We start from the raw sequence: 24,363 nt of genomic DNA, 5'->3' as shown, positions 1-24,363 counted from the left end.
CAGGGCGGTGAAGATATCAAAGACCCGTTTTCCGGTAAATCGCAATGCGGCTCCGCTTAAGTGAACAGCATTGCGCCCCTGTGCGGGCATGATTGTTGATGGCGCCTGGGCGCGGCGCCAACCGTTCGCGTCATGGCGCTTCTTCCTGCGTTGGCAGGCTTGCTTATCCTGATTGCCTCTCTATACTCGCGCGCAATACCCGCCTTTTTATTCTGGATATCGCAATGCCCCTTGCCTTCCTGTTTCCCTTCTCCTGCATGGCCATCTGGGCCGGCAATGGCATCGTCAGCAAGCTGGCGGTCGGGGTGTTGTCTCCTGCGGCGCTCGCCTGGTCGCGCTGGATGGTGGCGGCCCTGGTGCTGACCCCGTTTCTGGCTCACCGGGCCTGGCGCGAGCGCCGCAAGCTGCGGGCCGGTTTCTCGAAGCTGGCGGTGCTGGCCCTGCTCGGGATGGTCTTGAACCAGACCTTTGGCTATTACGCGGCCCAGACCCTAGGGGCCACCGAGATTGGCCTGATGATGGGACTGCCCCCCTTGATGACGGTGCTGCTCAGCATCAGGTTGCTGCGCGAGCGGCCCACCTGGGGGGCGCTGCTGGGAGGCGCCATCTCCATTCTGGGGCTGGCGATTTTGTTGGGGCAGGGGGATCCGGCCCGGCTGCTGACCCAGGGCATCCATATCGGTTCCGTCTACATGCTGCTCTCGGCGGCCACCTATGCGCTCTACAGCGTGCTGCTCAAGCGCTGGGATCTGGGGCTGGACAACTGGTCCATGCTCTACGGTCAGGTGCTGTGCAGCCTCCTGTTCCTCACCCCCTTCTATCTGCTGGTGGACGGGCACTGGCCCGATGGCAGCGCCCTCTGGCTCATCCTCTATGCGGGGATCCCGACCTCGGCCCTCTCGCCCTGGCTCTGGATGCAGGGCATTGCCCTGCTCGGGGCAAGCCGCACCGCCATCTTCATGAACCTGTTGCCGGTGATGACGGCCGCCCTTGCCATCAGCTGGCTCGGGGAGCGGCTCACCAGCTATCACCTCATCGGTGGCGGCATGACCCTGATGGGGGTGCTGCTGGCGCAGTTGCTGGTGAGGCCCGTGACGGTGCGAAGACGCGCCCGGCTCGTGGTGGCGGGCTGTCAGGAAAAGTAGGATAAAAAAAGACCGCCCTCGAGGCGGTCTTTTTGGTTCGGTGCCCAGCGTCACTGCGCCGTCAGATAGAGATCCTTGGCATAGACCAGGTCTTGCGGGTTCTGGTAGGGGTAGCCCTTGACGTTGGGTTTGAGCAGCCGTGATTTCACGTAGAAGTAGACAGGAGCGATGGGGGCCTCCTCGTCGATCAGCACCTCGGCCTGCTGATAGAGGCGGTTGCGCTCGGCGGGGTCCTTGGCGTCATGGGCCTTGGCCAGGAGGGCGTCGTACTCCTTGTTGAACCACTTGCCGCTGTTGGCGCTGCTGCTGGAGGTCATGATGTCGAGGAAGGTGGAGGCATCGTTGTAGTCTCCGTTCCAGGAGTAGCGGCTCACCCCGAAGTCACCCTCGTTCAGGGCCGACACCATGGTCTTCCACTCCATGTTGTTGAGCTCCGCCTTGACCCCCAGGTTGTGCTTCCACATGGAGGAGATGGCGAGCGCTATCTTCTTGTGCCCCTCGTTGGTGTTGTAGAGGATGTCCACCGTCAGCGGCTTGTCAGGGCCGTAACCCGCCTCGCCAAGCAGCGCCTTGGCCTGCTTGATGCGCTCTTCCTTGCTCATCAGCTCGCTGGCGGGGCGTTTGAGCTCGAAGCCGTCCACGCTCGGCGGGGTCAGGCTGAAGGCGGAGAGCTGCCCCTGTCCCAGGATCTTCTCCGTGATGGTGTCCCGGTCGATGGCAAGGGAGAGTGCCTTGCGCACCCTGACGTCGTCAAAGGGTTTGCGCTGGGTGTTGAACACGTAGTAGTAGGTGGCGAGCATGGGGGCGCTCACCAGCTCCTCCGGGCTCTGGCGCTTGATCTGCTGATACTGCTCCAGGGGATAGGTGGTGTAGTGCAGCTCGCTCGCACGATAGCGGTTGTAGGCCGCGGTATCGGAGACGATCTCCAGATAGATCACCTTGTTCAGCACGGTGTGCTCGTTGTCCCAGTAGTGGGGGTTGCGCTCGGCGATGAGGCGCTCGTTCGGGGTCCACTCCTTGAGGGCGAAGGCGCCGTTGGAGACGATGTTGGCCGGTTTGACCCACTCATGACCGAACTTCTCGATGGTGGCCTTGGGCGCCGGGAAGGTGGTGTAGTGGGAGAGGGTCTTGAGGAAGAAGGGGACCGGGTTTTTCAGGGTGATCTGCAGGGTGTAGTCATCGAGCGCCTTGATCCCCAGGGCATCCGGGCTCTGCTTGCCCTGCACCACGTCGCTGGCATTGGCGACGCCGGTCAGCTCGATGAACCAGGCGTAGTTGGAGGCGTTCTTGGGGTCAGCCGCCCGCTGCCAGCCATAGACGTAGTCCGCCGCCGTCACCGGCTCGCCGTTGGACCATTTGGCATCGGGTCTGAGCTTGAAGGTGTAGACGGTGCCCGTGGCATCGAGCTCGTAGCCAAGGGCGCCCGCCGCCTGCAGCTTGCCGTTGCCATCCAGGGTATAGAGCCCCTCGAACAGATCGTTGACGACGTCGCTGCCCGCGCTCTCTTCCACCATCTGGGGATCGATGGAGGCAGGCTCGGTGCCGATGTTGCGCACGAACACTTGCTGGGTGGCTGGCAGAAGCTGGGTGCCTTCAGGCACCTGGGCGGCGAGGACGGGGAGGGTGAGCAGAGCGGCAACCGCCCCGGCGATAAGCGACTTTTTCATTGAATATCCTTATGTTTTTTTGCTTCCAAAGCGCAGCCAGTGTGCGGGATTGGGGGGCAGATCTCAAGAGGGGAGCCTCTGGCGCAACATTGCCGGGCGCCAGGGGGAGCAAGGCGGGCAGCCGCGTCGGCCCGGATGCATTCTTGTCACGAATTAACCCCCCAAAAGATGCCGGATGGCACCCTTGTTTCACGCCGAAAGCCCGTGCTGGCGCGGTTTTCTGGCGATTTAAAGAACGGCTTAATTCGCTGCAAAAACAAAAAACAGGCGTTACATTGGGTTACAAAACAACGCTGCCGGGGATCGGCACTTTTTTTGCCGACACTTGCAAACGTTTTCAACGGCCAACGGAAACGATCTTAAAGGAACAAGAATGCGAAACATGATCACCATGGGCGAGTTCATCGTCAAAAAGCAGGCGGACTACCCGACCGCGACCGGCGAGCTGACCTCCTTGCTCAGCTCCATCCGCCTGGCCGCCAAGGTGGTGAACCGGGAGATCAACAAGGCGGGTCTGGCGGACATCATCGGCTCCATCGGCGCCGAAAACGTGCAGGGCGAGGTGCAGCAGAAGCTGGACGTCTATGCCAACGAGCGCTTCAAGGCGGCGCTGGAGGCCCGTGGCGAGGTGTGCGGCATGGCCTCTGAGGAGGAGGAGGACTTCGTCTCCTTCGATTCCGAGCTCTCTCGTCACTCCAAGTACGTGGTGCTGATAGACCCCCTCGACGGCTCCTCCAACATCGACGTCAACGTCTCGGTCGGGACCATCTTCTCCATCTACCGCCGGGTCAGCAAACCGGGCGCCGGCGTCACCCTGGAAGACTTCCTGCAGCCGGGTCACCGTCAGGTCGCGGCGGGCTACGTGGTCTACGGCTCCTCCACCATGCTGGTCTACACCACCGGCTTTGGGGTCAACGGCTTCACCTATGACCCCTCCATCGGCTGCTTCTGCCTCTCCCACGAGAACATCCGCATTCCGGAGGAGGGCAAGATCTACTCCATCAACGAGGGCAACTACATCAAGTTCCCGGACGGGGTGAAGAAGTACCTGAAATACTGCCAGGAGCGTGACGAGGCGACTCACAGGCCCTATACCTCCCGCTACATCGGTTCCCTGGTGTCGGATTTCCACCGCAACCTGCTCAAGGGGGGCATCTACATCTACCCGTCCGGCACCAACTCTCCGAACGGCAAGCTGCGCCTGCTCTATGAGTGCAACCCCATGGCCTTCCTGGTGGAGCAGGCCGGTGGCAAGGCATCCGATGGCTTTGGCCGCATCATGGACATCCAGCCTACCGCCCTGCACCAGCGCACCCCCTACTTCGTCGGGTCCACCAGGATGGTGGAGCGGGCCGAGGCCTTCATGCGGGAGTTCTCCGCTCACGAGGATCCGGCCAACCAGGGCTAAGCCCGGGCCAGCGTACCTTCGTCACGGGAGCCGTCAAGGCTCCCGTTTTTATTGGCGTGCAGGCGGGTGTAGCCAGGTTGATATGCTGACGGACTGACGGACTGACGGACTGACGGACTGACGGACTGACGGACTGACGGACTGACGGACTGACGGGCTGACGGACTGACGGACTGACGGACTGACGGGCTGACGGGCTGACGGACTGACGGACTGACGGGCTGACGGACTGACGCGACGCTTCGGTTGTCGCGGTGCAATGGCTGGTGGCCCCTTGCCGGGATGCCTGGTCTGGATACGTGGGCGGGATAAATACGGCACGGGCCATCTGCGGGGCTATCGAGGCGCGATGAGCCCGTGTGTTTCCCACAATCATCCCCACATCCATCTGTTTTTCAGATGGGTTATGACTCAATGCATCGCATTAATAGATGGATTAGGCGGTAAAATGGTGTAGCCAGGAGGGCGAACCGAGGCATCGAGAGGCAAGAAGGCGGGCCGGGGGCGAGATGCCGCCCCTTGCCAGCAACGAAACGGGAGCCCTGGGGCTCCCGTTGTTATAGGCGGCAGGTCGCGCCCTGCTGACGTCATGCTTTCCCTCAGGGGGTGGCATGGCGGGCGAGATCCGCCAGCAGGCCGTCCACCAGTTTGAGGCGCATGGCCCTGTCCTGGGTCGGCACCTGGAAGCGCAGCCGGGTCGGTCCGTCCATCTTGTAGATGCGCGGCTGCTCGGAGAGCAGCTTGACCAGATAGGCCGGGTTGACGCGGGTTTCCTGGGTAAAGTCCAGATAGCCGCCGCGCTCGCTCATCTCCACCCGGCGAATACCCAGCGCCGTGGCGCGCTGGCGGAAGGCGGCCAGCTCCATCAGCGTCTTGGTCGGCTCCGGCAAGAGGCCGAAGCGATCGATGAGCTCCACTTTGAGCTCCCGCAGCTCCTGCTCATCGGCGGCACTGGCGATGCGCTTGTACATGGAGAGGCGCATGTTGACGTCCGGGATGTAGTCGTCAGGGAGCAAGGCGGGCAGACGCAGCTCCACCTCGGTATGCTGGCTCATGAGCTGCTCGAGCGACGGTTCCTTGCCATGTTTGAGCGCCTCCACCGCTTGCTCCAGCATCTCCATATAGAGGGTGAAGCCCACCGATTCGATCTGGCCGCTCTGATCGTCGCCGAGCAGCTCGCCCGCGCCCCGGATCTCCAGATCGTGGGTGGCGAGCGCAAAGCCGGCGCCGAGATCTTCGAGGGACGCAATGGCCTCCAGCCGCTTGGCCGCATCCTTGGTCATCAGCTTGGGATGGGGGGTGAGCAGGTAGGCATAGGCCTGGTGGTGGGAGCGACCGACCCGGCCCCGCAGCTGGTGCAGCTGGGCCAGACCGAGATGATCCGCCCGGTCCATGATGATGGTGTTGGCGCTCGGCACGTCGATGCCGGTTTCGATGATGGTGGTGCACACCAGCAGGTTGAAGCGCTGGTGGTAGAAGTCCGACATCACCCGCTCGAGCTCCCGCTCGCGCATCTGGCCGTGGGCGATGCCGATGCGCGCCTCCGGCACCAGCTCGGCAAGATCGGCGGCGCACTTCTCGATGCTCTCCACGTCGTTGTGCAGGTAGTAGACCTGGCCGCCACGCTTCAATTCCCGCAGTACCGCCTCGCGCACCACCGCAGGTTCGTGCTGGCGCACGAAGGTCTTGATGGCGAGCCGCTTGGCGGGCGGGGTGGCGATGATGGAGAGATCCCGCATGCCGGACATGGCCATGTTGAGGGTGCGGGGAATGGGGGTCGCGGTGAGGGTGAGGATATCCACGTCGGCGCGCAGCGCCTTGATCTTCTCCTTCTGGCGCACCCCGAAGCGGTGCTCCTCGTCGACGATGAGCAGGCCCAGATCCTTGAAGGTGAGCTCGGCGCCGAGCAGCTTGTGGGTGCCGATGATGATGTCCACCTTGCCCTCGGCCATCTCCTTCATCACGGCGCTCTGCTCCTTGGCGGAGCGGAAGCGGCTCAGCACCTCCACCCGCACCGGCCAGTTGGCGAAGCGGTCGCGGAAGTTGTCGTAGTGCTGCTGGGCCAGGAGGGTGGTGGGCACCAGCACGGCCACCTGCTTGCCGCCGTGCACGGCCACAAAGGCCGCCCGCATCGCCACTTCGGTCTTGCCAAAGCCCACGTCGCCGCACACCAGGCGGTCCATGCTCTTGGCCTGGCACATGTCGCCGAGCACGGCGTTGATGGCATTGAGCTGATCCTCGGTCTCCTCGAACGGGAAGCTCGCGGCAAACTGGCGGTAGGCCTCCCGGTCGTGTTTGAAGGCAAAGCCGTGACGGGCTGCCCGCATGGCATAGACATCCAGCAGCTCGGCCGCCACGTCCCGCACCTTCTCCGCCGCCTTGCGCCGCGCCTTGACCCAGGCCTCGCCGCCGAGCTTGTGGCTGGGCGGGTTGTCCGAGCCGGTGTAGCGGCTGATCAAGTGCAAACTGGTGACCGGCACGAACAGCTTGTCGCCGCCGGCGTATTCCAGGGTCAGAAACTCGGTGGGCAGGCCGCCGGCATCGATGGTCTCGAGCCCCAGGTAGCGACCGACCCCGTGATCCAGGTGCACCACCGGCTGGCCCTGGGTCAGCTCGCCCAGGTTGCGGATCACCGCATCCGAGCTTAGGTTCTTGCTCTTGTCCCGCTGGCGCTTGCTGCGGATCTTGCCGCCGAGCAGCTCGGCCTCGGTGATGAGGGCAAGGGGCGTCTGGCCGGGCTCTTGCAGCAGGAAGCCCCGCTCCAGGGGGCAGACCAGCAGCCCGTGGCGCGCATCGCTCGAGAGGAAGGCGTCGAGGGAGGCAAACTCCCGGGGTTGCAGGTTGATCCGTGCGAGCAGATCCCCGAGCCCCTCGCGCCGCCCCTCGGACTCCACCGCAAACAGGGTGCGCCCGGCAAAGCCTTGCAGGAAGCCGTCAAGGGCCAGCAGGGGCTGCTCCTTGCTGTGGTCGAGCTGCAGATCCGGCAGGGGGGCGAGGGGCAGATCCTGCTGACCCGCTCCGCCGTCAACGGTCGCCTCCTGCAGACGCACGGCGCCATAGTCCCCGAGGGCGGCGAAGAGCTGTTCCACCGGCAGATAGATCTGCTGGGGCGGCAGCAGGGGACGGGTGTTGTCCCAGCGCCTGTCTTCATAGCGCTGGCCGATGTCGTTCCAGAAGCGCTGGGCCGCGGGGTAGATCTCCCCCACGGTGAGCAGCAGGGTGTTGCCTGGCAGGTAGTCAAACAGGCTGGCGGTCTGGTTGAAGAAGAGCGGCAGGTAGTATTCGATGCCGGCGGGCCAGCGCCCCTTGCTCACCTCCTGATAGACGGAGCCCTCGGCGCGGGAGATCTCGAACTGTTCGCGATACTGGCCACGAAACAGCTCGATGGCCCCCTCGTCGGTGGGAAATTCCCGTGCGGGCAGGAGGCTCACCGACTTCACCGGCTCGCTGGAGCGCTGGGTCTCGGGGTCGAACGGGCGGATGGAGTCCACCTCGTCGTCGAAAAAATCAATGCGATAGGGGCGGCTGCTCCCCATGGGGAAGAGATCCAGCAGGGAGCCGCGGGCGGCGAATTCGCCGTGCTCCAGCACCTGTTCCACCGCCACGTAGCCCGCCTGCGCCAGACGCCCGCGCAGCTGCTGCAGATTGAGGCGCTGGCCGCTTGTGACCATCAGGCTGTATTTGTCGAGATAAGCCTGGGGCGCCGTTCGCAGCATCAGGGTGGAGATGGGCACGATGAGCACGCCGTGGCGCATCTGCGGCAACTGGTAGAGGGTCTCGAGGCGCTGGGAGATGATGTCCTGGTGGGGAGAGAAGCTGTCGTAGGGCAGGGTCTCCCAGTCCGGGAACAGCAGCACCGGGCAATCCTGATCCGCCAGCAGGAACCCCAGTTCCTGTTCAAGGCGCAGGGCGCTCGGGGTATCGGCGGTGACCAGCAGGACGGGTCTTCGGGCTTCCCGGGTGAGGCGGGCGGCAACCAGAGCCAGGCTGCTGCCGACCAGCTGGCCGAACGTTGTCTTCTGGCCCGCTTTGGCGGGCAAGGCGGGGAGGGTCATTGGCATCATCGGAGTCTTTTACTGTTGGCGTTCTTTTGACATGGACCTGGGTTAGCGCTGACGTTCCTGGGCACGCAGCTTGAGCTGTTTCGACTGCACATGCAGGCTGGCGCGCACCAGCAGCTCCCGGTCATCCTCGCGGATGCGCACGTAGTCGAGCACCACGTGGGTGCCGTGCTCTCCGGCGTCCCGCTGCACGACCTCGCCGTAGCAGTAGACGGCGGAGGCCTCTTCCCGCAGGAAGATCTTGAGCCGCACGATCTGGTGCAGGGCGGGGACCTCCCCGTGCCCCTGGTGGGGGTGCAGGTATGTGAGCTGCCCGGCGCCAAAGCGCAGGGTGTGGAAGCGGTGCTCGGGGTGATCCTGGGCCGCCAGCACATAGCCCATGATCATGTCGATCTTGCGGGACTGCTGGTTGATGATCTCCACCAGATCGTGCATGGACTCGTTCTGGCTGCGCAGCAGCCGGCTGCTCACCAGATCGATGGAGGTGATGGCGGAGGCGATGCGAAACGGCTCGGGCAACTCGGCCTCCAGGGCCTCCAGCGTCGGCAGACGAAAGTCGGCCGGCATGGGGATCACATTGACCGGCGTGGCATGGGTGACGCTGAAGAACTGTTCCTGCATGGAGGCTATCCCTTGTTGTCATAGACGGTTTCCCTTTATTATCCGGTATCTTATTTCGTTGGCAACGTAGATATCCTTGAAGACCGGACTTTTTCAGCCACTGTCGCTGGCCATCGGCCTGCGTTATGCAGGCTCGCGACGCAGTAACCGCTTCGTCTCCTTTATCTCCCTGTTCTCCACCTTTGGCATCGCCATCGGGGTCGCCGCCCTGATGGTGGTGATCTCGGTGATGAACGGGTTCGAAGGACAGCTCAAGGGGCGCATCCTCGGAGTGATCCCCCATGTGGTGGTGACCAATCAGGCTGGACGCATCGAGGCCGAGCCCGAAGGTCTGCCCGATCTGGCCCGCCTGCCCCACGTGGTGGCCACGGCCCCCATGCTCGACAGCGAAGGCATGCTGCAAAGCCCGGGTCAGCTCACCGGTGTGAGCGTGCAGGGGATTGATCCCGCCCGCTGGCCCAAGGATGACATCTTGCACGCCCAGATGCTGGGTGGGCGCCTTGACAGCCTGCAGGCCGGTGAATACCACATCGTGCTGGGGCAGGGGGTGGCCAGCCGCCTCAAGGTCTCCATCGGCGACCAGGTGCGTCTCATCCTGACCGAAGGTACCCGCTTCACCCCCTTTGGCCGGGTGCCGGCCCAGCGTCTTTTCACCGTCTCCGGCATCTTCGGGGTCGGCGCCGACGTGGACAGCCAGGTGGCCCTGATTGCCCTGGGGGATGCCCAGCGCATGCTGCGCCTGCCCGCAGACAAGGTGGGCGGCATCCGCCTCTGGCTGGACGATCCCTTCGCCGCCGACGAGGTGGTGAAGACCGCGTTGCCGGACGGGCTGGAGTGGCAGGACTGGCGCCGCGAGCGCGGCGAGCTGTTCCAGGCGGTGGCCATGGAAAAACGGATGATGGGGCTGATGCTGGTGCTGATCATCGCGGTCGCCACCTTCAACATCCTCTCCGCCCTGGTGATGGTGGTCACCGACAAGGAAGGGGAGGTGGCCATCCTGCGTACCATGGGCATGAGCGAATCCGGCATCGTCAAGATCTTCATGGTGCTGGGGGCGTCGAGCGGCGTCATCGGCGCCCTGTTCGGGGGGCTGGCGGGGCTGGCGCTCTGCTTCGGCCTCAATCCTCTGCTCAATGCCCTTGGGCTCAACCTCTATATGGCGGCGGGGGGCAGCGGTCTACCGGTCATCGTCGAGCCGGCCCAGGTCATGACCATTTTGCTGGGCGCCGTGCTGCTCAGCTTCAGTGCCACCCTCTACCCGGCCTCCCGCGCGGCCCGGGTCAAACCGGCGGAGGCGCTGCGTTATGAATAATTCATCTTCTGTTGTTACTGGTGCAAGTGGAGCCCCCGTTATGAATCAATCCGTCTCCTGCGAGCCGCTGCTGCGCTGCCAGGCCCTCAATCATGTCTACAAAGAGGGCAATCTGGAGACCCAGGTACTCAAGGGGATCGAGCTGGACGTTGCCCCCGGGGAGATGCTGGCGGTGGTGGGGAGCTCGGGCTCCGGCAAGACCACCCTGCTGCACCTGATGGGGGCGCTGGACAACCCCTCCAGCGGCGCCGTGCTGTTCAAGGGGCAGGACATCCATGGCTGGGACAGCCGCACCCAGGCGAGGTTTCGCAACCAGGAGCTGGGTTTCGTTTACCAGTTCCACCACCTGCTCTCGGAATTCAGCGCACTGGAAAATGCGGCCATGCCGCTGCTGATCGCCGGTGAGTCGGTGGCCAGCGCCACCGAGAAGGCGAGCAAGATGCTGGGGCGGGTGGGGCTCTCCCACCGTCTCAACCACAGACCGTCCGAGCTCTCCGGTGGCGAGCGCCAGCGGGTGGCCATCGCCCGAGCCCTGGTCAACGAACCCAGCCTGGTGCTGGCGGATGAGCCCACCGGCAACCTGGATCACGCCAGCGCCACCGCCGTCTATGAGCTCTTGTGCGAGCTCAATCGCGAGCTTGGCACCGCGTTCGTGGTGGTGACCCATGACTTGAGCCTGGCGGCCAAGCTCCACCGCCGGGTCACCCTGGTGAGCGGCATCATGGCGGAGGTCGCCTGATGTTCAAGCCGCTGCCCCTGTTCCTGGGCCTGCGTTACAGCCGCTCCCGCCGTCGCAACGGCTTCATCGCCTTCATTTCGGCCTCCTCCCTCATCGGCATCGCCCTCGGGGTGATGGCCCTCATTCTTGGCCTCTCCGCCATGAACGGGTTCGAGCGGGAGCTCAAGAACCGGGTGCTCTCCGTGGTCCCCCACGGCGAGCTCATCGGCATGGAGGCGCTACTGCCTGACTGGCCGCGGCTCAGGGACTACCTGCTGGCTCAGCCCGGGGTGGAGGCGGCTGCCCCCGTCATTCGCCTGGACGGCCTGCTGGAGCACGGCTCCGCCCTCAAGGGGGTCCAGCTGCGTGCGGTGCTGCCGGAGCTGGAAGCCAATCTCTCCGATGCGGGCAACTTCATGACGGGTCGGGGCCTTCGCGAGCTGCAGGCGGGTGAACACGGGGTCATCCTCGGCAAGATCATCGCCGACAAGCTGGGGGTCAAGACAGGGGACACCGTCACCCTGCTGCTGCCCCAGGCGGGTGATGCCGCCGGCATCAAGAACCCGAAACGGGAGGCGCTCACCGTGGTGGGGCTGCTCGAGATCGGCGGCCAGCTCGACGGCCTGCTCGGCTTCATGCACCTGGCGGACGCCCAGGCCATCACCGGCATGGGCAGCGCGGTGGAGGGGTTCAGCCTCAAGGTGAACGACGTGCTCAAGGCCCAGTCCATCACGGTGGCGGCGGCCCAGAAATTCCCGCACTACGTCTATATCAGTAGCTGGATGAGCCGTCAGGGTTATCTCTATCAGGACATCCAGATGGTGCGCACCGTGATGTACGTGGTGATGCTGATGGTGGTGGCGGTGGCCTGCTTCAACATCGTCTCTACTCTGGTGATGGCGGTGAATGAGAAGCGCAGCGAGATTGCCATCTTGAAGACCATGGGGGCGAGCCCGGGCCAGATCCGGCTTACCTTCGTCATCCAGGGGATGGTGAACGGGGTGGCGGGAGCCTTGCTCGGCGCCCTGCTTGGCGGTCTGCTCTCCAGCAAGCTGACCCAGATCCTGAGCGCCATCGAAGGGGTTATCGGGCACCGTTTCCTGAATCCCGACATCTACTTCATCGACTTCCTGCCGACCGAGCTGCACATGCAGGACTTGCTCATCGTGACCGGCGCCGCCATCCTGATGAGCCTGGTGGCGACCCTCTATCCTGCCTGGCGGGCGAGCGGCCTGGTGCCGTCCCGGGAACTGGGGCATTGATGCCCATGGATGTGATAAAGGGCCCTGCGGGGCCCTTTTTATTGTCACTCTTTTGTGGGGAAACCCCCGACGTGGCGGTTATCGGGGCAATACGCAGGAGGAGATGATGCCCGGTGCCGTGTTGATGGCATCAATGGGCATTCAACTCATCGAGAGGCAGTGAAAAACTCCCCACGAAGACATCGATGAAGTAGCGCATGGCGGGGTTCATCCTGGCGTCCAGCATCTGCTCGAGGCGCTTTCGCGCGGGCTCGAACTCCCGGTTGCCGACGCTCAGCTCCTCCAGACACTTGGTGTAGGCGCAGAGGGTGTCTGCATCCTTCACCAGGCTGGTGAGGGCCTCGTCCTGGGCGCCGGAGTCGAGCAGGGGGCGAAAGTCCTCTACCAGCTCAGGCGGCAACATGCCCAGCAGGCGCTGCTCGGCGGCAAGCTCAATCTTCTTGTATTCGCGGGCGATTTCGGGATTGAAGTACTTGACCGGGGTGGGCAGATCCCCGGTCAGCACCTCGCTGCTGTCGTGGTAGAGGGCCATGACGGCGGCCCGGTCTGCATCCACCTGAGCGCCGAACAGGCGATTGCTGATAAGGCCGAGGGCGTGGGCCACCATGGCAACCTGCAAGCTGTGCTCGGCGATGTTTTCGGGCTGGATGTTGCGCATCAGGGGCCAGCGGTAGATGAGGCGCATACGGGCGAGGTTGGCAAAAAAATGGCTGGGCAGCATGAAAGACCTCGAATGGGGCAATGAAAAAGGGCAGACCCTAGTCTGCCCTTTTTTCCACCCGCAAGGATAGTCTGAGATGGGCTGTCAGCGGATGTAGCGGCCCGATTCGGCCTCGTGGTTGGTCACTATCATCTGGCCGATGGGGGCAAGGCTGATGAGGGCCAGCTTGAGGTGCTGGATGCCGAACGGGATGCCGACGATGGTGACGAAACAGGCCAGCGCCGAGGCAATGTGGCCGATGGCCAGCCAGACCCCGATGAGCACAAACCAGAGAATGTTGCCAATCAGCCCCAGGGCACCGGTGCCGATGTCGCTCTGGCCCGTCATGCTCTTGCGGCTCACCGCCTGCTTGCCAAACGGGAAGAAGGTGAAAGTGCCGATGACGAAGCAGGCGCGTCCCCAGGGGATCCCGATGAGGGAGATGAAGCAGAGCAGCCCCGCCAGCCACCAGGCCAGCCCCATGAAGACGCCTCCCAGCACGAACCAGAACAGATTGAACAAGAAGCGGAAAAAGGACATGTGGGTGACTCCAGCAGCACGTAAATTGGTTGTCACCATAGCGAGCCCTGCCGGGGGACGCAATGGCGCAGGCGAGAAGGTGGACAATTTGGGTCGCAGCACGCCATTTTTGTGCCTGATTGGCGGCGGATGGCGATCAAAATGGCCCGTTCGCCGTGAAAAAGAGTGAGCCAGTGCAAATTATTGCGGATGGAATGCTTGAACTCGGTGCAAGGCTTCCCCATATAGGAGAAAGTCTTGCGCAAATTGTGCTGTCTGTGCCCCGGATGGGGGATGTGCGGCTCGACGCGACCACTGCACGCCGCTATAATGTCGCGTCATATTTTCTCATCACAAAGACAGTCGTTGTCTTTATAAACAGGAAGACTCCGGGCTTGCCCGGGGGCAATAAAGGGTCAGCACGCAGTGCTGAGTTGAACGAGGTAAAAGAATGCAAGTTTCTGTAGAGACAACCCAGGGTCTGGAACGCCGTCTTACCATCACTGTACCGGCCGCTACCGTTGACGCCGCCGTGCGCAAAGAATTGAATGGCCTGGCCAAAACCCGTCGCATCGACGGTTTCCGTCCTGGCAAGGCTCCGGTTGCCATCATCAAGAAGATGTTCGGTGCCATGGCTCACGCCCGCGTTGCCGATGAAATGATGCAGAACAACTTCATCAAGGCCATCATCGAGAACAAACTGAGCCCGGCTGGCGCCCCGACCATGGATCCGAAAGAGATCAAAGAAGGTCAGGATTTCGAGTTCACCGCCACTTTCGAAGTGTATCCGGAGTTCGAAGTTGCCGGTCTGGAGAGCATCAAGGTCGAGAAGCCGGTTGCCACCGTTAAGGACAGCGACCTGGAAAACATGATCGACACCCTGCGCAAGCAGCACGCCACCTGGACTGAAGCCGCTGTGGCTGCCGCCAACGGCATGCGTGTGACCATGGACTTCGTCGGTTCCATCGACGGTGAAGAGTTCGACGGTGGCAAGGCTGAAGGCTTCACCCTGGAACTGGGCGCTGGCCGCATGATCCCGGGCTTCGAAGACGCCATCCTGGGCAAGAAAGCGGGCGACGAGTTCACCATCGAGGTGACTTTCCCGGCTGACTACCACGCCGAAGCCCTGAAGGGCAAGGCTGCCAAGTTTGCCTCCAAGCTGCACAAGGTTGAAGAGCAAGTGCTGCCCGAGCTGACCGAAGAGTTCGTCAAGCGTTTCGGCATCGAGAGCGGCAGCGTTGAAGAGCTGAAGGCTGAAGTGCGCAAGAACATGGAGCGCGAACTGGCCCAGGCCCTGAAAAACAGCGTGAAAGAGCAGGTACTGAACGGCCTGGTTGAAGCCAACCAGATCGATCTGCCGAAGGCTGCTGTTGCCCAGGAAATCGACACCCTGCGTCAGCAGGCTCTGCAGCGCTTCGGTGGCTTCCAGGGCGGCAACGCCCCCGAGCTGCCGGCCGAGCTGTTCCAGGCCCAGGCCGAGCGCCGTGTCCGCGTTGGTCTGCTGCTGGGTGACGTCATCCGCACCAACGAGATCAAGGCTGACGACGCCCGTGTGACCAGCATCATCGAGTCCATGGCCACTGCCTACGAAGATCCGAAAGAAGTGATCGAGTACTATCAGCAGAACGAGCAGATGCTGAACGGCGTGCGCAACCTGGCCATTGAAGATCAAGCCATCGATCTGATCCTGTCCAAGGCGCAAGTCACCGAGAAAGAAGTTGCCTTCGACGAAGTGATCAACAAGTCCGGTGCCGCTGCCTAAGAACATTTGACTTAAGGTCAAAACTGTTAAGTATAATGGCTCGTGTGATCTCCACTCGGGCCATTTTATTTTAGGGACAATGCCTTATGTACAAGAACTATAACGATGTGACTGAATCCCCACGCAATGCGCTCATCCCGATGGTGGTAGAGCAAACCGCGAAAGGGGAGCGTTCCTACGACATCTATTCCCGTCTGCTGAAAGAGCGGGTGATCTTCCTGACCGGTCAGGTCGAGGATCACATGGCGAACCTGGTGGTGGCCCAACTGCTGTTCCTGGAGTCCGAGAACCCGGATCAGGACATCAGCATCTACATCAACTCGCCGGGTGGCGCCGTCACTGCGGGTATGTCCATTTATGACACCATGCAGTTCATCAAGCCGGACGTGAGCACCGTCTGCATGGGGCAGGCCTGCTCCATGGGGGCCTTCCTGCTGGCCGGTGGCGCCAAAGGCAAGCGTTTCTGCCTGCCCAATGCCCGAGTGATGATCCACCAGCCGCTGGGCGGCTTCCAGGGGCAGGCTTCTGACATCCAGATCCATGCCCAGGAGATCCTGAAAATCAAGAATACCCTGAACGATCGTCTGGCGTTCCATACCGGTCAGGACATGGCCACCATCGAGCGCGACACCGACCGTGACAACTTCATGTCCGCCGAGCAGGCCGTTGCCTATGGTCTGGTTGACGGCATCCTGAGCCAGCGCGGCTGAGCAGGGTACCCCGTCCTGTTGTAAACTCAGCAGGACGATCCATCCTCTATTGATAAAACGAGGTCGCTGAATGACAGAGAAACGCAAGGGTGAGGGCGACAAGCTGCTGTATTGCTCTTTCTGCGGCAAAAGCCAGCATGAAGTGCGCAAGCTGATCGCTGGCCCTTCCGTCTACGTATGTGATGAGTGTGTCGAGCTGTGCAACGACATCATCCGCGAAGAGATCCGCGAGATCTCTCCCAAGCGCGATGGTAGCGAGCTGCCGACCCCTCATGAAATCCGCGCCCATCTGGACGACTACGTGATCGGTCAGGAGTACGCCAAGAAGGTGCTGGCAGTGGCTGTCTACAACCACTACAAGCGTCTTCGCAGCGGCAGCGAGTCCGGTGGCGTGGAGCTGGGCAAATCCAACATCCTGCTGATTGGCCCCACCGGCAGCGGCAAGACTCTGCTGGCCGAGACCCTGGCTCGTCTGCTGGATGTGCCCTTCACCATGGCCGATGCCACCACCCTGACCGAAGCCGGTTACGTGGGCGAGGACGTGGAGAACATCATCCAGAAGTTGCTGCAAAAGTGTGACTACGACGTGGAGAAGGCCCAGCGCGGTATCGTCTACATCGACGAGATCGACAAGATCTCCCGCAAGTCGGACAACCCCTCCATCACCCGCGACGTCTCCGGGGAAGGGGTGCAGCAGGCACTGCTGAAACTGATCGAAGGCACCATCGCCTCCGTGCCGCCCCAGGGCGGTCGCAAGCACCCGCAGCAGGAGTTTTTGCAGGTCGACACCTCCAAGATCCTCTTCATCTGTGGTGGTGCTTTCGCGGGGCTGGACAAGGTGATCGAGCAGCGCTCCGTCAAGGGCACCGGCATCGGTTTTGGCGCCGAGGTGAAATCCAAGAATGCCAAGGCAACCCTGAGCGAGAACTTTGCCAAGGTGGAGCCGGAAGATCTCATCAAGTACGGTCTCATCCCCGAGTTCATCGGCCGTCTGCCGGTGGTCGCGACCCTGACCGAGCTTGACGAGGCTGCCCTCATCCAGATCCTGAAAGAGCCGAAAAACGCGCTGACCAAGCAGTATGCCGCGCTGTTCGCCCTGGAAGAGGTGGAGCTGGAGTTTCGTGACGACGCGCTCAATGCCATTGCCCGCAAGGCCATGGAGCGCAAAACCGGTGCCCGGGGTCTGCGTTCCATTGTCGAGGCCGTACTGCTCGACACCATGTATGACCTGCCCTCCCTGAAAGGGGTCAGCAAGGTGGTGATCGACGAGACGGTGATCAAGGGAGACTCCGCGCCCCTGATGATCTACGACAATCCCGAGACTCAGGCCGCAGCCTCAGAGTAACTGTCTGATTTTTAATCACATAAAGGGGCTTTTTGCCCCTTTCATGCTTTTTACGGCCAAGGCGATTGAATCTCATCTTTGCGCCCCCATATACTCAGCCAAGCCTTTGCCAACGGTATAACAAGCCGAGAGGACATATATGAACCTAGAGCGTTCAGAACGCATCGAGATTCCCGTCCTGCCTCTTCGTGACGTGGTGGTCTATCCCCACATGGTCATTCCACTCTTTGTGGGGCGGGAAAAATCCATTCGCTGTCTGGAAGCGGCCATGGAGCAGGACAAGAAAGTCCTGCTGGTGGCCCAGAAGGATGCGTCGACTGACGAACCGACGGTGGAGGAAATTTTCTCCGTCGGGACAGTGGCCAATATTCTGCAGATGCTCAAGCTGCCGGACGGCACCGTCAAGGTGCTGGTGGAGGGGGGCCAGCGTGCCCGCCTTGAGCGGATGATCGACGATCGCGACTTCTTTGTCGGGGAGGCCCAGTACATCGCGTCCGCCCCCATCGAGGAGAAGGATCAGGACGTGCTGGTGCGCTCTGCCATCGGCCAGTTCGAAGGTTACATCAAGCTCAACAAGAAGATCCCGCCCGAGGTACTCACCTCGATTTCGGCGATTGACGATGCGGCGCGCCTGGCCGATACCATGGCTGCCCACATGCCGCTCAAGCTCGAAGACAAGCAGAAGGTGCTGGAAATCGCCTCCGTGTCCGAGCGCATCGAGTTTCTGATGGCCATGATGGAGTCGGAGATCGACCTGTTGCAGGTCGAGAAACGCATCCGCTCTCGGGTCAAGAAGCAGATGGAGAAGAGCCAGCGGGAGTATTACCTCAACGAGCAGATGAAGGCCATCCAGAAAGAGCTGGGTGAGCTGGAAGACTGCCCGGATGAATTCGAAGCCCTCAATCGCAAGATTGAAGAGGCCGGGATGCCGGAGGATGCCCGCGAGAAGGCCCAGGCCGAGCTCGCCAAGCTCAAGATGATGTCCCCCATGTCGGCGGAAGCCACCGTGGTGCGCAGCTATGTGGACTGGATGGTGCAGGTGCCCTGGAAGGCCCGCTCCAAGGTCAAGAAAGACCTGGGCAAGGCCCAGGAGGTGCTGGATGCGGATCACTATGGCCTGGACAAGGTCAAGGATCGCATCCTCGAATACCTGGCAGTGCAGGCGCGTGTGAACAAGCTCAAGGGCCCCATCCTCTGCCTGGTCGGGCCTCCCGGGGTGGGCAAGACTTCCCTGGGCCAGTCCATCGCCAAGGCCACCGGCCGCAAGTATGTGCGCATGGCCCTGGGTGGGGTGCGTGACGAGGCGGAGATCCGTGGTCACCGCCGTACCTACATCGGCTCCATGCCCGGCAAGCTCATCCAGAAGATGGCGAAAGTCGGCGTGAAGAACCCGCTGTTCCTGCTCGACGAAATCGACAAGATGAGCTCGGACATGCGTGGCGATCCCGCTTCCGCCCTGCTGGAGGTGCTGGATCCCGAGCAGAACAGCAGCTTCAACGATCACTATCTGGAAGTGGATTATGACCTGTCGGACGTGATGTTCGTGGCCACCTCCAACTCCATGAACATACCGGGTCCGCTGCTGGACCGGATGGAAGTGATCCGTCTGTCCGGTTACACCGAGGACGAGAAGCTCAACATTGCCAAGCAGCACCTGGTGGCCAAGCAGATCCAGCGCAACGGCCTGAAGCCTTCCGAGATCACCATCGAGGATTCGGCGCTGATCGGGGTGATTCGCTACTACACCCGCGAGGCGGGTGTGCGCAGCCTGGAGCGTGAAATCTCCAAAATCTGTCGCAAGGCAGTCAAACGCATCCTGCTGGACAAGAGCATCAAGCATGTTCAGGTCAACCAGGAGAACCTCAAGGAGTTCCTGGGGGTACAGCGCTTTGACTATGGCAAGGCCACCGACCAGAACCAGATTGGTCAGGTGTGCGGGCTGGCGTGGACCGAAGTGGGGGGCGATCTGCTCACCATCGAGACCACCAACATGCCGGGCAAGGGCAAGCTCACTTACACCGGTTCCCTCGGTGACGTGATGCAGGAGTCCATCCAGGCGGCCATGACAGTGGTGCGAGCCCGTGCCGAGAAGCTGCGTATCAACGGCGACTTCTACGAGAAGCGCGACATCCACGTGCACGTGCCGGAAGGGGCGACCCCGAAAGACGGCCCGAGCGCCGGTATCGCCATGTGTACCGCCCTGGTCTCCAGCCTCACCGGCAACCCGGTGCGTGCCGACGTGGCCATGACGGGTGAAATCACCCTGCGTGGCGAGGTGTTGCCCATCGGTGGTCTCAAGGAGAAACTGCTGGCGGCCCACCGTGGTGGCATCAAGCGTGTGCTGATCCCGAAAGAGAACGAACGTGACCTCGAGGAGATCCCGGCCAACGTCAAACAAGATCTTGAAATCTATCCGGTTCGCTGGATTGATGAGGTGCTTGCACTGGCGTTGCAGGACAATCCGCAAGGTTTCGAACGCGTTTCTGTCGTGTAAATGTTGATGCGCCGCAAATTTGGCGCATTCGGGGGGTGGTTAAAGCTTGCATGCACCGGACAACGGAAGTAGCCTTGACCACCGATCGGGTACTCATGATGAGTCGCAATGCGTGATGTGGCGCGGGTTTGCGCCAGATTGTCACTTGCAACTGATCAGGAGGCTTGTTATAAAACCTCCACTTGTTGTGGCCAGGGAAATCAGCGCCGCAGCGATGTTCGATAAAAGGGGAATATAAGAGTGAATAAATCTCAACTGATTGACAAGATTGCAGACGGTGCTGATATCTCCAAAGCTGCCGCTGGTCGTGCGCTGGATGCCTTCATCGATGCCGTGGGCGAAGCCCTGAAAGAGGGTGACCAGGTTGCTCTGGTTGGTTTCGGTACTTTCGCCGTTCGCGAGCGTGCAGCCCGTTCCGGCCGCAACCCGCAAACTGGTGCGACCATCGAAATCGCTGCCGGTAAAGTTCCTGCCTTCAAAGCCGGCAAGGCCCTGAAAGACGCGGTCAACTAAGCCGGTCGCTGATATCTATCGGCACCGTCCTTGGTCTCTGACCAGACAAGTGAGAGGGCTCTCCCTCATACTGCTTGACCAAGGCGCATCGCAATCGGTGCGCCTTTTCATTATTTACGCCCATCGAGTTCGGGAGCATAAGTACAAACATGATGTTGGATAAACTACGCGAAGGGGCGCAGGGCAAGGTAGCCAAGGTTATCTTGGGCCTGATCATCCTCTCCTTTGCCTTGGCCGGCGTAGGCAGCTACCTCAATGGCCCGGCACGTACCGCCCCCGCCACCGTCAACGGCAATGACATCAGTGCCCCCGCACTGGAGAATGCCTACCGCAATGAGCGGGCCCGCATGGAATCCCAAATGGGTGAGGCCTTCAACCAGCTGGCCGCCAATCCCGATTACATGAAACAGTTCCGCCGTGGCGTGCTGGACCGTCTGATCGATCAGGCGCTGATCGATGACAAGGCTCGCTCCCTGGGTCTGCGCGTCAGCGATGAGCAAATCAAGCAGGCCATCGTCGCCATGCCCGAGTTTGCCGAGAACGGCAAGTTCAGCAATGACCGCTACCTGCAGCTCATTCGCCGTGCCGGCATGACCCCCGAGATGTTCCGCGACTCCCTGCGCCAGGACATGGTGCGCCAGCAATTGATGGGCGCCGTGCTGGGATCGGAGTTCGCCCTCAAGGGTGAAGCCGAGCAACTGGATCGTCTCTACAACCAGACCCGTGACCTGCGCCTGATCCGTCTGGCCGCTTCCGCCTATGTGGACGGGATCGAGGTGAGCGATGCCGAGGTGGAGCAGTTCTACAAGGCCAACAGTGCTCGCTTCATGAACGACGAGACGGTCAAGGTCGACTATCTGCTGCTCGATGCCGCGAACCTTGGCAAGAACATCAAGGTCACCGAGCAGGATGCCCAGGATTACTACGACCAGCATCAGGATCTGTTCCAGCGTCCCGAGCGCCGTCAGGTGGCGCACATCCTGATCCCGTTTGGCAAGGATGAAAAGGCCGCCGAGCAGAAAGCCGAGGCCGTGCTGGCCAAGGCCAAGGCGGGTGACGATTTCGCCGCGCTGGCCAAGGCCGACTCCTCCGATACCTTCTCCGCGAAGAAGGGCGGGGAGCTCGACTGGTTCGAGAAAGGGGTGATGGATCCTGCCTTCGAGAAAGCCGCGTTCGCGCTGGCCAAGGCTGGCGATCTCTCCGCCGTGGTGAAGAGCCCGTTCGGCTTCCACATCATCAAGCTGCTGGCCGTCGAGCCTGCCAAGACCAAGCCCTTCGTGGACGTGATGAGCGATACCATCGCCCGTCTGCAGTCTGAGAAGGCCAAGGAGCAGTTCTTCGCCGAACAGCAGAAGATGGCCGACAGCAGCTTCGAGAACCCGGACTCCCTGGACTTGACCGCCGAAGCCATGGGCCTCCAGGTGCAGTCCACCGGCTATTTCAGCCAGGCCGATGCGCCGGCACCGCTCAATGATCCCAAGGTGCTCTCCGTGGCGTTCTCCGAACAGCTGCGTGATGACAACACCAACTCCGACGTGATCGAGCTGGCCGACGGCAAGGCGCTGGTGCTGCACATCATGGGTCACCAGCCGAAGGCGGCCAAGCCGCTTGCCGAGGTGAAAGAGCAGGTGATCACCGCCATCAAGCACGACAAGGCCAGTGAAGTGGCCCGTGGCAAGGCCCAGGGTCTGCTGGACAAGCTCAAGGCCGGTGAGAACGTTCAGGCCGACCTGACCGCGCTGGGTCTGAAAGTGGATACCCATACCGGCGTATCCCGTTTCGCCCAGGAGATGGACCAGAACCTGGTGACCCAGGTGTTCCGCATGCCTCATCCGACCGATGGCAAGCCGAGCGTCGAGCTGGTGACCGAAGCCAACGGTGATCGTGTGGTGGTGGCGCTGGACAAGGTCAACGTCATCAAGGAGCCGTCCCAGATGGTGAGCCTGCTGCAAGGTCAGCTGGGTCAGGGCAAGGCACAGGCCGACTACAAGTCGCTGATCGACGAGCTGCGCAAGGCGGCCAAGATCGAATACTTCACCGACGTGGAAGCCACTGTCGAGTAGGTCAGCCTCACGGCCCCAAGTGTGAAAACGGCTCCATAATGGAGCCGTTTTTTTATCTGTACGCGGTACAAGGGGGGGCGGCTACCTGCTCTGGCAGGGATGAGCTAAGTCGTGCATCGTCCTGGTTTGCATCCCGCTCGGCGTTGCCAGCAGGCATAAAAAAACCGGCGCACGAGGCGCCGGTTCTGATCGCTTTGCTTGAAAGCGGAGGATTACACCACACCCTGGGTGCGCAGGTAATCCTCGTAGGTGCCGCCGAAGTCGCGGATGCCGTCTTCGGTCAGTTCCAGGATGCGGGTCGCCAGGGAGGAGACGAACTCGCGGTCGTGGGAGACGAAGATCAGGGTGCCCTTGTACATCTCCAGCGCCAGGTTCAAGGATTCGATGGATTCCATGTCCAGGTGGTTGGTCGGTTCGTCCATGATGAGGATGTTGGGGCGCTGCATCATCAGCTTGCCGAACAGCATGCGGCCCTGTTCACCACCGGAGAGCACCTTGACCGGCTTCTTGATGTCGTCCTGGGAGAAGAGCAGACGACCCAGCACGGAGCGCACCGCCTGTTCGTCTTCGTTTTCCTGCTTCCACTGTGCCATCCAGTCGAACACATTGAGATCGGTGTCGAAATCTTCGGCGTGATCCTGGGCGTAGTAGCCGATCTGGGCGTTCTCGGACCACTTGATGGTGCCGGTATCCGGTGCCAGGGCACCGACCAGCGTCTTGATCAGGGTGGACTTACCGATCCCGTTGGTACCCAGGATGGCGACCTTCTCGCCCACTTCCAGCATCATGTTGAGCCCCTTGAACAGGGGACCGTCGCCATAACCCTTGGAGACGCCCTCGATCTCCAGGATGTTGCGGTAGAGCTTCTTGTCCTGCTCGAAGCGGATGAAGGGGTTCTGACGGCTGGAGACCTTCACTTCCTCAATCTTGATCTTGTCGATCTGCTTGAGGCGGGAGGTAGCCTGGCTGGACTTGGAGGCGTTGGCGCTGAAGCGGGAGACGAAGGATTGCAGATCGGCGATCTGGGCCTTCTTCTTGGCGTTGTCGGCCAGCAGGCGCTCGCGGGCCTGGGTGGCAGCCAGCATGTACTCGTCGTAGTTGCCCGGGTAGACCCGCAGCTCGCCGTAGTCCAGATCCGCCATGTGGGTGCAGACGGAGTTCAGGAAGTGACGGTCGTGAGAGATGATGATCATGGTGCTTTCACGATCGTTGAGCACCTGCTCCAGCCAGCGAATGGTGTTGATGTCCAGGTTGTTGGTCGGTTCGTCCAGCAACAGGATGTCGGGGTTGGAGAAGAGCGCCTGCGCCAGCAGTACCCGCAGTTTCCAGCCCGGGGCCACTTCGCTCATCGGGCCGTTGTGCTGCTCGATGGGAATACCGGCACCCAGCAGCAGCTCGCCTGCGCGGGATTCGGCGGTGTAGCCATCATATTCGGCGACCAGGCCTTCCAGCTCGGCGGCCTTCATGTAGTCGTCGTCGGTGGCCTCCAGGTTGGCGTAGATGGCATCGCGTTCAGCGATGGCGGCCCACAGCTCGGTGTGGCCCATCATGACCACGTCCAGTACGCGCATCTCTTCGTAGGCGAACTGATCCTGGCGCAGCTTACCGATGCGCTCGTTGACATCCAGGCTCACATTGCCGCCGGTGGGTTCGAGATCGCCGCCGAGGATCTTCATGAAGGTGGACTTGCCACAGCCGTTGGCACCGATGAGGCCGTAGCGGTTGCCGCCGCCAAACTTGACGCTGATGTTCTCAAACAGCGGCTTGGCGCCGAACTGCATGGTGATGTTGTTGCTTGAAAGCACTGGAATGTCCCGGTTGGTCTGTCAAATGGCGCGCATTATGGCACAGATCCCCCGAAAGTTTTAGCAGGAACTGTGATCTGACCCCATTGCAGGGGGGAAGGTTTCACGACCAGGTCGGCAACGGGCTCCGGCCTCTCTTGCGGAGAGGAGGCGAGGGGCGGTCATGAAAAAAGCCGGCACTGGGCCCAATGCTGTTCACTTAAGCGGAGCCGCATTGCGATTTACCGGAAAACGGGTCTTTGATATCTTCACCGCCCT

General features: G+C 61.7%; 18 protein-coding genes. 12 read left to right on the top strand and 6 right to left on the bottom strand.

Going from position 1 to position 24,363, the window contains the following annotated elements:
- The first annotated feature begins 224 nt into the window (after nucleotides 1–224).
- On the top strand, nucleotides 225–1,145 hold the full coding sequence (locus PG887_RS17245) for a DMT family transporter (RefSeq protein ID WP_270822395.1): 921 nt from the start codon (nucleotides 225–227) through the stop codon (nucleotides 1,143–1,145).
- 50 nt (nucleotides 1,146–1,195) lie between these two features.
- On the opposite strand, the gene PG887_RS17240 is transcribed toward PG887_RS17245, so the two are convergent.
- On the bottom strand, nucleotides 1,196–2,812 hold the full coding sequence (locus PG887_RS17240; protein WP_045524768.1) for a peptide ABC transporter substrate-binding protein: 1,617 nt from the start codon (nucleotides 2,810–2,812) through the stop codon (nucleotides 1,196–1,198).
- Between the two features lie 143 nt (nucleotides 2,813–2,955).
- On the opposite strand from PG887_RS17240, the gene PG887_RS17235 reads away from it, so the two are divergent.
- Nucleotides 2,956–3,198, top strand: a complete 243-nt coding sequence (locus tag PG887_RS17235; RefSeq protein WP_270822393.1) for a hypothetical protein — start codon at nucleotides 2,956–2,958, stop codon at nucleotides 3,196–3,198.
- Nucleotides 3,186–4,220 carry a class 1 fructose-bisphosphatase gene (gene fbp, locus PG887_RS17230; RefSeq protein ID WP_029314452.1) on the top strand — a complete coding sequence of 345 codons (1,035 nt, stop codon included), beginning with the start codon at nucleotides 3,186–3,188 and terminating at the stop codon, nucleotides 4,218–4,220. The genes PG887_RS17235 and fbp overlap by 13 nt, the downstream gene beginning before the upstream one ends.
- 599 nt (nucleotides 4,221–4,819) lie before the next feature.
- Here fbp and mfd read toward each other — a convergent pair.
- Nucleotides 4,820–8,284, bottom strand: a complete 3,465-nt coding sequence (gene mfd, locus PG887_RS17225; protein WP_103260032.1) for a transcription-repair coupling factor — start codon at nucleotides 8,282–8,284, stop codon at nucleotides 4,820–4,822.
- Between the two features lie 42 nt (nucleotides 8,285–8,326).
- Entirely contained in the window at nucleotides 8,327–8,902 is a 576-nt protein-coding gene (locus PG887_RS17220; protein ID WP_270822392.1) for a PilZ domain-containing protein, read from the bottom strand.
- A gap of 76 nt (nucleotides 8,903–8,978) precedes the next feature.
- Between PG887_RS17220 and PG887_RS17215 the strand changes: the two genes are divergently transcribed.
- Genes PG887_RS17215 through lolE form a run of 3 tightly spaced genes read left to right on the top strand, consistent with a single transcriptional unit; the run spans nucleotide 8,979 to nucleotide 12,194 of the window.
- Nucleotides 8,979–10,214: a lipoprotein-releasing ABC transporter permease subunit gene (locus PG887_RS17215; protein WP_010674566.1), complete on the top strand. Its 1,236-nt coding sequence runs from the start codon at nucleotides 8,979–8,981 to the stop codon at nucleotides 10,212–10,214.
- Nucleotides 10,215–10,254: 40 nt separating this feature from the next.
- Entirely contained in the window at nucleotides 10,255–10,953 is a 699-nt protein-coding gene (lolD, locus tag PG887_RS17210; protein ID WP_010674567.1) for a lipoprotein-releasing ABC transporter ATP-binding protein LolD, read from the top strand.
- Nucleotides 10,953–12,194: a lipoprotein-releasing ABC transporter permease subunit LolE gene (lolE, locus tag PG887_RS17205; protein ID WP_270822391.1), complete on the top strand. Its 1,242-nt coding sequence runs from the start codon at nucleotides 10,953–10,955 to the stop codon at nucleotides 12,192–12,194. Before lolD ends, lolE begins: the two co-directional genes overlap by 1 nt.
- A 130-nt stretch (nucleotides 12,195–12,324) precedes the next feature.
- Here the strand turns inward: lolE and yfbR are convergent, their stop codons facing one another.
- A complete protein-coding gene (gene yfbR, locus PG887_RS17200) occupies nucleotides 12,325–12,915 on the bottom strand; it encodes a 5'-deoxynucleotidase (RefSeq protein WP_010674569.1) in 591 nt (196 codons plus the stop codon).
- An 84-nt stretch (nucleotides 12,916–12,999) separates the two neighbouring features.
- A complete protein-coding gene (locus PG887_RS17195; RefSeq protein WP_270822389.1) occupies nucleotides 13,000–13,434 on the bottom strand; it encodes a YccF domain-containing protein in 435 nt (144 codons plus the stop codon).
- Between the two features lie 430 nt (nucleotides 13,435–13,864).
- On the opposite strand from PG887_RS17195, the gene tig reads away from it, so the two are divergent.
- The 6 genes from tig (at nucleotide 13,865) to ppiD (ending at nucleotide 22,300) form a co-directional block, all read left to right on the top strand.
- Nucleotides 13,865–15,175, top strand: coding sequence for a trigger factor (tig, locus tag PG887_RS17190; RefSeq protein ID WP_010674572.1), 1,311 nt, complete (start codon nucleotides 13,865–13,867; stop codon nucleotides 15,173–15,175).
- 86 nt (nucleotides 15,176–15,261) lie between these two features.
- On the top strand, nucleotides 15,262–15,885 hold the full coding sequence (gene clpP, locus PG887_RS17185; protein ID WP_005324106.1) for an ATP-dependent Clp endopeptidase proteolytic subunit ClpP: 624 nt from the start codon (nucleotides 15,262–15,264) through the stop codon (nucleotides 15,883–15,885).
- 70 nt (nucleotides 15,886–15,955) lie between these two features.
- Nucleotides 15,956–17,230 (top strand): ATP-dependent protease ATP-binding subunit ClpX, encoded by a 1,275-nt coding sequence (gene clpX / locus PG887_RS17180; RefSeq protein WP_010674573.1) that lies wholly within the window; start codon nucleotides 15,956–15,958, stop codon nucleotides 17,228–17,230.
- Nucleotides 17,231–17,369: 139 nt separating this feature from the next.
- Nucleotides 17,370–19,724, top strand: coding sequence for an endopeptidase La (gene lon / locus PG887_RS17175; RefSeq protein WP_270822387.1), 2,355 nt, complete (start codon nucleotides 17,370–17,372; stop codon nucleotides 19,722–19,724).
- A gap of 240 nt (nucleotides 19,725–19,964) precedes the next feature.
- On the top strand, nucleotides 19,965–20,237 hold the full coding sequence (gene hupB, locus PG887_RS17170; protein WP_005315375.1) for a nucleoid-associated protein HU-beta: 273 nt from the start codon (nucleotides 19,965–19,967) through the stop codon (nucleotides 20,235–20,237).
- Nucleotides 20,238–20,386: 149 nt separating this feature from the next.
- A complete protein-coding gene (gene ppiD / locus PG887_RS17165) occupies nucleotides 20,387–22,300 on the top strand; it encodes a peptidylprolyl isomerase (RefSeq protein ID WP_161957680.1) in 1,914 nt (637 codons plus the stop codon).
- A gap of 212 nt (nucleotides 22,301–22,512) precedes the next feature.
- Here ppiD and PG887_RS17160 read toward each other — a convergent pair whose 3' ends face one another.
- On the bottom strand, nucleotides 22,513–24,105 hold the full coding sequence (locus tag PG887_RS17160; protein ID WP_010674576.1) for an ABC-F family ATPase: 1,593 nt from the start codon (nucleotides 24,103–24,105) through the stop codon (nucleotides 22,513–22,515).
- Nucleotides 24,106–24,363 lie beyond the last annotated feature (258 nt).

Origin of the sequence: Aeromonas sp. QDB14, assembly GCF_027707845.1 — a bacterium.
GTDB classification, from domain to species: domain Bacteria; phylum Pseudomonadota; class Gammaproteobacteria; order Enterobacterales; family Aeromonadaceae; genus Aeromonas; species Aeromonas caviae.
The sequence above is the reverse complement of the archived record's forward strand: the minus strand, read 5'-3'. Positions and strand labels throughout refer to the sequence as shown.